This window comes from Pseudarthrobacter siccitolerans, from assembly GCF_001046895.1.
Lineage (GTDB): Bacteria > Actinomycetota > Actinomycetes > Actinomycetales > Micrococcaceae > Arthrobacter > Arthrobacter siccitolerans.
Genome location: NZ_CAQI01000059.1, coordinates 325711 through 335795, shown reverse-complemented (window position 1 = coordinate 335795; position 10085 = coordinate 325711). Strand labels below are relative to the sequence as shown.

General features: G+C 64.5%; 10 protein-coding genes. 5 read left to right on the top strand and 5 right to left on the bottom strand.

Annotated features, from left to right (window positions below; all coding sequences use genetic code 11):
• Positions 1-111 precede the first annotated feature (111 nt).
• Positions 112-1959: a gamma-glutamyltransferase gene (gene ggt / locus ARTSIC4J27_RS21700; protein ID WP_050057265.1), complete on the bottom strand. Its 1848-nt coding sequence runs from the start codon at positions 1957-1959 to the stop codon at positions 112-114.
• Between the two features lie 211 nt (positions 1960-2170).
• Between ggt and ARTSIC4J27_RS21695 the strand changes: the two genes are divergently transcribed.
• Both ARTSIC4J27_RS21695 and ARTSIC4J27_RS21690 read left to right on the top strand, forming a co-directional pair.
• Positions 2171-3487: an ATP-binding protein gene (locus tag ARTSIC4J27_RS21695; RefSeq protein ID WP_050057264.1), complete on the top strand. Its 1317-nt coding sequence runs from the start codon at positions 2171-2173 to the stop codon at positions 3485-3487.
• Between the two features lie 9 nt (positions 3488-3496).
• Positions 3497-4756, top strand: coding sequence for a low temperature requirement protein A (locus ARTSIC4J27_RS21690; RefSeq protein WP_050057263.1), 1260 nt, complete (start codon positions 3497-3499; stop codon positions 4754-4756).
• Here ARTSIC4J27_RS21690 and ARTSIC4J27_RS21685 read toward each other — a convergent pair.
• Genes ARTSIC4J27_RS21685 through gluQRS form a run of 3 tightly spaced genes read right to left on the bottom strand, consistent with a single transcriptional unit; the run spans position 4734 to position 6550 of the window.
• Positions 4734-5387: an HD domain-containing protein gene (locus ARTSIC4J27_RS21685; protein WP_050057262.1), complete on the bottom strand. Its 654-nt coding sequence runs from the start codon at positions 5385-5387 to the stop codon at positions 4734-4736. The genes ARTSIC4J27_RS21690 and ARTSIC4J27_RS21685 overlap by 23 nt on opposite strands.
• 26 nt (positions 5388-5413) lie before the next feature.
• Positions 5414-5629 (bottom strand): hypothetical protein, encoded by a 216-nt coding sequence (locus ARTSIC4J27_RS21680; protein WP_050057261.1) that lies wholly within the window; start codon positions 5627-5629, stop codon positions 5414-5416.
• Positions 5630-5662: 33 nt separating this feature from the next.
• The gene (gene gluQRS, locus ARTSIC4J27_RS21675) at positions 5663-6550 is read right to left on the bottom strand and encodes a tRNA glutamyl-Q(34) synthetase GluQRS (RefSeq protein ID WP_050057260.1); all 888 of its coding nucleotides are present in this window, start codon (positions 6548-6550) and stop codon (positions 5663-5665) included.
• Between the two features lie 335 nt (positions 6551-6885).
• On the opposite strand from gluQRS, the gene ARTSIC4J27_RS21670 reads away from it, so the two are divergent.
• The 3 genes from ARTSIC4J27_RS21670 to ARTSIC4J27_RS21660 all read left to right on the top strand — a co-directional run bounded on the left by ARTSIC4J27_RS21670 (position 6886) and on the right by ARTSIC4J27_RS21660 (position 9583).
• Positions 6886-7353 (top strand): Lrp/AsnC family transcriptional regulator, encoded by a 468-nt coding sequence (locus ARTSIC4J27_RS21670; protein ID WP_050057259.1) that lies wholly within the window; start codon positions 6886-6888, stop codon positions 7351-7353.
• A 77-nt stretch (positions 7354-7430) separates the two neighbouring features.
• Positions 7431-8921 (top strand): WXG100 family type VII secretion target, encoded by a 1491-nt coding sequence (locus ARTSIC4J27_RS21665; RefSeq protein WP_050057258.1) that lies wholly within the window; start codon positions 7431-7433, stop codon positions 8919-8921.
• Positions 8918-9583: a hypothetical protein gene (locus ARTSIC4J27_RS21660; RefSeq protein ID WP_050057257.1), complete on the top strand. Its 666-nt coding sequence runs from the start codon at positions 8918-8920 to the stop codon at positions 9581-9583. Before ARTSIC4J27_RS21665 ends, ARTSIC4J27_RS21660 begins: the two co-directional genes overlap by 4 nt.
• Positions 9584-9589: 6 nt before the next feature.
• On the opposite strand, the gene ARTSIC4J27_RS21655 is transcribed toward ARTSIC4J27_RS21660, so the two are convergent.
• Entirely contained in the window at positions 9590-10045 is a 456-nt protein-coding gene (locus tag ARTSIC4J27_RS21655) for an Lrp/AsnC family transcriptional regulator (RefSeq protein ID WP_083435594.1), read from the bottom strand.
• Positions 10046-10085: the final 40 nt, after the last annotated feature.

Sequence of the window (10085 nt, the reverse complement as noted above, 5' to 3'; positions counted from 1 at the left end):
CGGCAACCTTCAAGAAGTAGTCCCGCCCGCGAACGACGGCGGCACCCTTGGTTCTGGAGTCACGGAACCTCGGGTGCCGCCGTCGCGGTTTTAGCAGGATTGCTGTTATTGCTACTTATGCCAGGACTGCTTCACCACCATCGCCGAACCGCCGCCGCGTCTTACCGGTTCGGCCGCAGCCACTGCCCTTCCGTCCGGCAGGAACTCGATGGCGGTGGCAGCGCCAAGCTCAGCAACTGAGCTGAAGGCCGGATGGCCGTACTCCATGAGTTGTTTCTCATTGGCTGCGATGAACGCTGGCTCAGCCTGCGGTGTCGCAGAATTCCGCTGGGAAGCGCGTGGAGCGGCCAGTGCGTCGGAGATGCTCATGCCCAGGTCGATCCGGTTGATCAGCGTTTGCAGCACGGTGGTGATGATGGTTGCACCGCCCGGCGATCCGAGTGCAACGAACGGCTCGCCGTCCTTCAGCACGATTGTTGGCGACATGGAGGAGCGGGGACGTTTACCCGGTTCGATGCGGTTCGCATCCGTGGCGTTGGCCGGGACATTAAAGTCCGTCAGTTCATTGTTCAGGATGAAGCCGCGACCAGGAACCGTGATACCTGATCCGCCGGTCTGCTCGATGGTGAGCGTGTACTCCACCACGTTGCCCCACTTATCGGAGACTGTGAGGTTGGTGGTGTTGATGTTCTCCGTGTCCTTTACATCCGTGAGCGCGGCAGGCTCAACGTCGCATGTGCCGTCGTAGTCCGCTACGTCCCCGGCTGGCACCGGCTTCGGCGCCGCCTTCAACGGATCAATTTCGCAGGCCCGTTCCTTGCCAAAGACCTCATCCAGGAGTTCCTTCGTGGGAACATCCACAAAGGCCGGATCGCCGACGTACTTGCCCCGGTCAGCGAAGGCCAAGGCGCTGGCTTCAAGGTAGTGATGGAGGACGGCCGGCTGCTTCTTGGCATTGCCGTTGCCCCTGGCCAGGCCCGCGAGGTCAAATTCCTCGAGGATGTTCAGCGCCTCGCCCACTGTGGTCCCACCGCTGCTCGAAGGAGCCATGCCGTAAACGTCATAGCCGCGGTAGTTCACGTGGGTGGGGTCCTGGTCCAAGGCCTCGTAGTTATCCAGATCTTCAGCGGTCATGACGCCTACGGGCCCGGGCAGGGTATTAGGATCCGGATTTGTGGGTGCATTCCGGACGGTGGAAACGATCTCCTCTGCAATCGGGCCTTCATAAAAAGCGTCCGTCCCTTCCTGGCCCAGAACACGGTATGTCTGCGCCAGGTCGGGGTTCTTCAGGATGGAACCGACTACCGGGAGCTGCCCTCCGGGGAGGAACAGCTCCACAGTCGCGGCGAACGGCCTGAAACGCTCATCGTTTTCATCTGTCTGCTGGCGGAACGTCTCGTCCACTACAAACCCATCCTCGGCCACGTCAATAGCGGGCTGCAGGGTTTCGGCGAGGCTGAGGCTGCCCCAGCGGTCCAACGCCCGCTCCCAGGTCGCCGGGGTACCCGGTACCCCAACAGAAATTCCGCTTGTTGCCTGCTTTGTGAATGGATACGGCTCGTTCGTGCCGGGTTTAAGGAATGCATTTGGAGGCATGGCGGCGGGTGCGGTCTCGCGGCCGTCAATGGTGCTGACCTTGCCGCTGTGGGCGTCGTAGTACACAAAGTAGCCGCCCCCGCCGATGCCGGCGGAGTAGGGCTCAGTGACACCAAGGGTGGCTGCTGCGGCGACGGCGGCGTCCACGGCGTTGCCGCCCTTGCGGAGGACTTCGATGGCGGCGGCCGATGCGTCCTGATCCACGGTACTGACAGCACCGCCGTAGCCCGTGGCGGTGGGTGTCTTCCCGGCGTTATCCGCTTGCCGAGGGTGGGCAAAGGCCGGGCTTGCTATGGCTCCGGTGGTCACGCTCATTGCCAGCGCAGCCGTAATGGCGGCCGCCCGGCGTCCCAGAATTGGCATGATTGCTCCTGAACGGGTTTTGAGTGATGTGGGTCACGCTACTCCTCGGCCGGTAGACACTCAACGGAATTTCCTACCCAACCGGCCCCCTCAAAACGTCATGCAACCGGCCCGCAACGTCCGGCGGGGGCGGATCGCATATGCTTCCTGTGCAGCTCATCACCGCGGCGCGCGCCACGTGCGTTCAACGACGAACAGACCGGGAGACGGCATGACCAACTGGCGGATCAGGGACTTCCACTCATCAGACCTCGACGGGATCCTGCATCTCTGGGAGACCCTCAAGTCCCACAACGTCGAGCCGGTCTACGCCCTTTCCGAGGTCCTTGCGTCCTGCGAAAAGGACCATGCCGTGGTGGCGGTGCAGGGCGACCAGGTGGTGGGCGCCGCCGTCGGACGTGCCGCGCACGACCAGGGCTGGATCGTTTTCCTGGCCACCCTGCCCGAATACCGCGGCCGGGGAATCGGCACCTCGCTGCTGGCCGCCGTCGAAAACCGGATGGCCCCGCACGGGCTGAACAAACTCTCCGCGCTGATGCCCGAATCCGAGACCAGGGTGGAAGCGTTCCTGGGCCGCGGCTTCGCGCTCAAGAAGAACCTGCGCTATTTCGAACGGACCATCCCCGTCCAGCGCCAGGAACTCGGCGCGCTGGGCCAGCTCGGCGGCCGGGTCCTGGCCCGCGACCTGTGGGAAAACGTGGCGGGCATGCGCAAGGAAAAGGAGCTGCTCGAGCGCCGCCTCGTCCTGCCCCTCGCCGAAGCCGACCTCGCCGACGAATTCGGCGTGGTGCCGCCGCGCGCCGTCGTTCTCTTCGGCCCGCCCGGCACCGGGAAGACCACCTTCGCCAAAGCCATCGCCTCCCGCCTCGAGTGGCCCTTCGTCGAAGTGTTCCCCTCCCGCCTCGCTGCCGACCCGCAGGGCCTGGCAGGAGCGCTGCGCGAGACGTTCCTGGAGATCGCCGAACTGGAGCACGCCGTGGTGTTCATCGACGAGGTGGAGGAGATCGCCTCCCAGCGCTCCGGCGAACCGCCGTCGCCGCTGCAGGGCGTCACCAATGAACTGCTCAAGATCATCCCGGCCTTCCGCGAACAGCCCGGCCGCCTGCTGGTCTGCGCCACCAACTTCATCCGCGCCCTGGACACCGCCTTCCTGCGCCACGGCCGGTTCGACTACGTCATTCCCATCGGGCTGCCGGACCGGCAGGCCCGTGAGGCGATGTGGCAGCGCTTCATCCCGGCGCCCGTGGTGGACGCCGTGGACGTGGAACTGCTTGTGGAACGCACCGAGGGATTCTCCCCGGCAGATATCGAGTACGCCGCGCGGAGCGCTTCCCAGCGTGCGCTGGAAAAGGCAGTGTACGACGACGGCGGGCTGGCTTCCGGCGGCACGGTTTCTGTCCGGGAGGCGGTGCGGAAGGGGCCCTCCACCCAGGACTACCTCGACGCCATCGCCGAAACCCGGACCACCGTCAGCGCCGAAGTGCACCAGGACTTCCTGGAGGACATCGACGCGCTGGGCCGCGTGTAGCTTTTACTTATGTCCTCAAACCCCCTCCGCCATGCCATGGCGCGCATGGGCGGCCGCGACCCGCATGAAAAACACCGGGCCGCCACACCGCTTGAGCTCTTTTTCGACCTGACGTTTGTGATCGCGTTTGGCGTGGCCGGCCGCCAGTTTGCCCATGAAATTGCCGAAGCGCACTTCATTCCGGGCCTGCTGGGGTTCTCCTTCGCGATGTTCGCCGTGATCTGGGCCTGGATCAACTTCACGTGGTTCGCCAGCGCCTATGACACCGATGACTGGATTTTCCGCGTAGTCACCATGATCCAGATCGTGGGAGTCCTGATCCTGGCCATGGGCATAGAGCCGATGTTCGATTCCCTGGTTGAGGGCAAGCACGTAGACAACGCAGTGATTGTGGGCGGCTACGTGATCATGCGGCTGGCGCTGTTGGCCCAATGGCTGCGGGCAGCCAGGCAGGATCCGGCCGGCCGCGACACCTGCCTGCGCTACGCCAAGTATTTGGTGCTGGTCCAGCTCGGCTGGATCGCGGTGCTTTTCATCGAGGCCGACGTTCCCACCACCCTGTTCATGATCGTCCCCTTGATCGTGCTGGAGATGGCCACCCCTTACGCCGCGGAGCGCAAGGCCCGCACCCCCTGGCACGCGCACCACATCGCGGAGCGGTACGGGCTGCTGGCCATCATTGCCCTGGGCGAATGTCTCATCGGTGCCATCGAGACGCTCCGCGCCATCGTGGCGGCCCACGGCTGGAGCGTGGATGCCGCGTTGGTGGGCTTCGGCGGAACCGCACTGGCCTTCGGCATGTGGTGGATCTACTTTCTGCTGCCGGCCGGCCGGGCACTCCACCTGCGCCGGCACAGGTCATTCCTGTTCGGCTACGGCCATATACCGGTCTTCGCCGCGATCGCCGCCACCGGGGCGGGCCTGCATGTGGCGGCCTACTACATCGACCACGAGGCGCACATCAGCGCAGCAGCGGCGGTGGCCGCCATTGCCGTTCCGGTGGCACTGTTCAAGGCATCGCTCACATGGCTGTACAGCGCCATGCTTGGTCCGGACCGGACCGTTATCTCCGTCGCGGTGGGGGTGCTGGCAGCGCTGGCCGTTTCAGTGGGCCTGGCCGCGGCGGGCGTCTCCGTCCCGGTGTGCCTGCTGGTGATCGTGCTGGCGCTTGGCGCTTCCATTGTTATTGATGAGCGCCGCGGCTCGGAGCGGCTCCATCGCGCCCTGGAAAAACTGGAGGCGGAAACTACCGCTCCCCAGCGGTCCTAGCGCCAGGTTCGGGGGCACCAGCGGCGTCCGTTCCCTCGTAGGAGAGGTTCTCGTAATCGGTGGTGTCTTCCTCATCCAGCCGGTCGTCCAGCTCTTCCAGCAGCCACGGATTAACCCGGGCGAGGATTTTTCGGACCTCTTCCACCTCGACTGCAGCGTAAAGCACCGGGCGGGCATCGCGGTACTTGGTGACCGGGGGCTTGTCCGGCCACTTCTCGGCAAGGGCCTGGACCCGCTCCGGCAGCGAGTTGTGGGCGTTGTCTGCGATCTTGACCAGGGCGGCGTCATGGTGCTCCGCTATCTCGCGGATCCCGGACTGGTAGTCGTCCGGGTTCTCGTGCAGCCGGTTGGTGACGCGTTCGATAATGTTCACGGCCCGCTCAGATACACCCATGTCCAGCAGTGCCTGCCGTGTTATCGGTGTGTCCTCGGCGATGTCGTGCAGGTATCCGGCAATGCGGATGTCGTCGTCGAAATCGGCAAGGGCGTCACCGACGGCGAGGACGTGGTCCTTGTACGGCCGCTTGAGCTTGTCCTTTTGCCGGTTGTGGGCCACCTCGGCCAGGACCTTGGCAGTCTCAACGGTGAACCTGGGCGCAGGACTCTGGGCCGGCATTTGCTCTTCTGACATGTCCCAAGCCTAGGCTGGCCGGGCGGCTACTGTTTGCCATACTTCTTGTGCACGGCCTGTTTGCTGACACCCAGGCACAGCGCAATGGCCTCCCAGGACAGTCCCGCCTGCCGCGCGCTGCGGACGAGGGCCGATTCAGTGCGGCTCACTTCCTTCTGCAGTTCCGCCACGGCATGCAAGGCCTCTGCCGGCCCCATCCCGTCCATTGATCCCACCAGCGTTTTCATCCGCTCCACCTCCATGCCGTCAACCTTAGTTGACAAGACAGGGAGACGTCAACCAAAGTTGACGTTCCATACCCACGGTTCCCGTGGCAGGGCGGCCGGGTCAAAGGCACCCAGCACATGCTCCAGCGTTCCGGCCGGGAGCCCGAGGGATTCCAGCAGCCGGTCCCGCACCTCATGGTCAGGCACGCCTTCAGCCGCAAGGTCCCCCAGCGTTACTGCGCCATCGCGCTTTGCCAGCCGGACGCCGTCGGAATTCACCACCAGGGGGACGTGCGCGTATTCCGGAACAGGAATATTCAGGAGCGAGGAGAGATATGCCTGCCGCGGCGTGGACGGGAGGAGATCATCGCCGCGGACCACCTGGTCGATGCCCTGCTCGGCATCATCAACAACCACGGCCAGGTTGTAGGCAGTTACCCCATCGTTCCGGCGAAGCACGAAGTCATCGACCATGCCCGTATAGGTTCCATGGAGCACGTCGTGGACGGTGAACTCCCGAACATCGGCGCGGAGCCGTACGGCCGCGGGCCGGGTGGAGCGCTTGAACTCCAGCTCTGCCGGGTCAAGGTTGCGGCAGGTTCCCGGGTAGGCACCTTGCGGCGCATGCGGGGCCGACGGTGCCTCCTGGATTTCCCGGCGGGTGCAGAAGCATTCGTAAGTGAGACCCACAGCCTGAAGCCGGGAAATCGCTGCCGCATACAGGGATCCCCGGGCAGTCTGGCGCACCACCCCGCCGTCCCACGTCACGCCAACAGCCGCCAGGTCGCGCAGCTGCTCCGCTTCCGCGCCGGACCGCGCCCGGTCCAGGTCCTCCACCCGGAGCAGGAACTTCCGGCCCGTGGAGCGGGCGAACAACCAGGCCAGGATGGCGGTCCGGAGATTTCCCACATGCAGTTCACCGGAGGGGCTGGGGGCAAAGCGGCCGGCGGAGGTCATGGATCCACCCTATGCGGGCGGAGTGTCTGCAGGGACAAATACAAGAGCCCCTCAGCTACACGACTTCGGAGGATCCGAACGTCGGTAGCTCAGGGGCTCTTGCCGTGGTTGCTTCAATGACCATGGTGTGAACAAGAGTCAATCAGCGGCGGCCTCCTTGCGGGAAGCGGTGTCCAGTTGCCGGGTGGTGTGCCGGGGAACCTGTAGCCTGCGGGAATCAGCGGTAGCTTTCTGCCCTTGTTGCCACAATTTGAGCAGACACCCTACAGTTGGGGCAACCAGCAGAACTTCAGTTGATCAGTCTGATCAATCACCGAGGTTCCAACCGACAGGAAATGATCAGATTGCAGCAACTGGACGCCACGGACAGGCGGATCCTGAATGCCTTGGATGAGGATCCGCGCGTTCCCATCATGGTGCTGGCGCAGCGGCTGGGCCTGGCCCGCGGCACGGTGCAAAGCCGGCTGGAGCGGATGACGGCCTCCGGAGCGCTGCGGCCACACAGCAGCAGGGTGCTTCCGGCCGCGCTGGGGCGGGGCGTCGCAGCTGCGGTCAGCGCTGAGTTGGACCAGAGCCATCTCAACGAGGCCATCGCGGCCCTCCGGAAGATTCCCGAAGTCCTCGAATGCCATGCGCCTGCAGGCGATACCGACCTGCTGATCCGTGTGGTGGCCACCAGCCCGGATGACCTCTACCGGGTGTCCGAGGAAATCCGGTTGTGCCCCGGCATCGTCCGGACCTCCACCAGTATGTTCCTCCGTGAAGTGATCCCCTACCGGACCACGGGACTGCTGCAGGAGTAGCGCGGCGGGGAGCTCTCCCCATCGCGTGTGGGCGGGGCGGCAGTTAGGCTGGCACGGGAATCCATACGGGGGGAAGCATGGCGGGGAACTTTTACGGCGCGGATGTGGCGCAGCTCAGGCAGCTTGCCAAGGACCTGGCCGGCGGCGCCAACCGGCTGAATGCCCTGGGCCAGCAGTTGGGCAGCAGCATCAGCTCTACGGCCTGGCGGGGGCACGACGGCGAGCGGTTCCGGAGCGAGTGGACCTCCGCCCACCAGAAGCTGCTCCGGTCCGCAACGGCAGGGCTGGAGGAAGCGTCGAAGGCGCTGCTCGCCAATGCGGACGAGCAGGAGAAGACCAGCACCAGCGGCGGATCCGGTGGCGGGACTGGCGGCGGGACTGGCGGAGCCGGAGCTGGCGAGGGCACCGCCCAGGACCTGACGGACACCTTGAACGCCATGACGCCGGAGGAACGCCGCGAATACCTCCAGAGCGAAGAATTCAAACAGTGGGCGCTGGCCAACCCTGACGCCGCCAAGGCCGCCATGGATGCTGCAGCCGATTCAGGCCTGATCGACAAGGACTCCGAAGAGTACGCAGACTTCCTCAGCTCCTACTGGAACCAGCAGGCCATGCTGGAGATGGGTATCGACCTGGCGGACTGGGACACGTCCAAGGGGACCGAGTACAACTGGGAGACCATCAAAAAGGTCTACGACTTCTACGGCCAGGCCTACCTCGCCAACCCAGACCTGCAGTGGGCGGGCATGGCGAACATGATCGGGCCATCCTTCGCCGGCGGCTTCAGGGATATGGCCATGCTCCGGGACCTTGCACAACAGATCGCCGACAACCCCGCCTCGGACATTCCGCTGCCCATGCTGGACCAGATCGAACAGCTCGCGGGGATGACGGACCAGGAGATCCGCTTCTATGAAACCAGCATGCTGGACATGAACAAGGAGATCTTCCTGGACCAGGCGCGGCAGCACGAGGCCTACATGAACGGCGGCATCGAAGAAATCAACAGGCTGCGGGACTCGGGCGTTATTAATGCGGAAACCGCCAAGGCCTGGGCGCAGATCGACTCCGGCGATCCAGAACTGATCCAGGAGGGAAACACCAGCCTGCTGTATCGCGAACAAAACGAGATCATCGCCGATGACTACGACGCCATGCGCAACCACCCGAGCGGAGAGGCCGTCACCTACCTGGTGACCCTGGCCGGCGAGCCCTCGATTCCCGGCGCAAGGAGCTACGCGGAAGTGTTCCCCTACACCTTCAGTGTGGAAAGTCCTGGACCGGAAAACGTGCCCTTCACCAGCTGGGATAACCCCACCCAGTTCCGCACCGACTTCACTACGGGCTTCCCCGCCGGCAACATTTCCGACGCCGACCAGCGCTGGGCGCTCATCCAGCAGGACACCCTGCCCGCTTACCAGGACCTGCTGGCCGACGATCCTGCCCGCGCTGAACAGATCATCGCCTCGGATTTTGATGACAGGGTGGAACAGTACCGGCCCACCAACAACATCCCCGGGATCATGGACCGCTTCCTGGACGGCTTCGACGGGGAGGTCCACCAGTGACCCGGTCGCCGGAACGTGCAGCCGCCCGCCTCAGGCGCCCGGCCGCCGTCGTCCTCCTCACACTCGCCGCCAGCACCGCTTTGGCGGGATGCGGGATCAGCAGCCCGTCCGCCGAACCAACCTCCGCCACTTCACCTGCAGGGAGCACCGTGAACACCACCGAATTCTCCACCCTTGACGCCAGCGGAGTTGCACAGATCCGGGACTCCAAAAGCGCCCGGCTGGACATGACCTCGGGGCGGCTGGAAAAGGAAACGGTCCGCGTCACGCAGGACAGCTACGGGCCCGAAATCAACACCGGGGACTCGGGAAAAATCAGCCTGACCATTGCCGGGCCGTCCGGTGAGGTCACTGGAGAGACTGACCGCATCCGGTTCAACACCACCACCAGGCGCCAGGACTTCAGCGAGGTCACGTACTTCCTCACCACCGGCTCACCGGACGAGTTCTTCGACCTCATCCGGGACGGCGTGGAGCGCTACGGGATCGATTCCGATTCCGCCGAGCGCTGGATTTCCTCCCGGAAGGCCAACCCGGAAGGAAAGAGTGATTACTCCCTCGCCCCGGGCACCTCCACCGGGCTGGCCGTCAGCTACGACCTCAGGTACGACGGCGCGAAGGACACCCAGGTGATCATCGTCCACGTGAGCCCAACAGCGTAGCGATCCCTACACCGGCGGGCCCGCGTTGGACTTCAGGTTCTTCATCACCAGGGTGGACGTCAGCCGCTCCACCCCGGGCAGCGACGTGAGTTCGGCGTCGTAGAAGCGCTGGTAGGCGGGCAGGTCCTCGGCGATGACCTTCAGCAGGTAGTCGGGTGAACCGAAGAGCCGCTGTGCCTCCACCACGTTCGGGTTCTCCGCCACCCGGTTCTCGAAGACCTCCATGGTGGCACGGTCCACCTGGCGCAGGGTGACAAATACGATGGCCTCGAAACCCAGTCCCACGGCGGAGGGATCAATGTCCGCCCGGTACCCCCGGATCACACCCGACTGCTCCAGGTCCCGCAGCCGGCGGTGGCACGGCGCCACCGTCAAACCTACCTTCGCGGCAAGCGCCGTGGCAGTCATCCGGCCATCTTCTTTGAGGTGGCGCAAGATATTTCTGTCGATATGGTCAATCACGCAAAAACCTTACCGCGCAGGCCTTCCTTGCGGCGAAAAA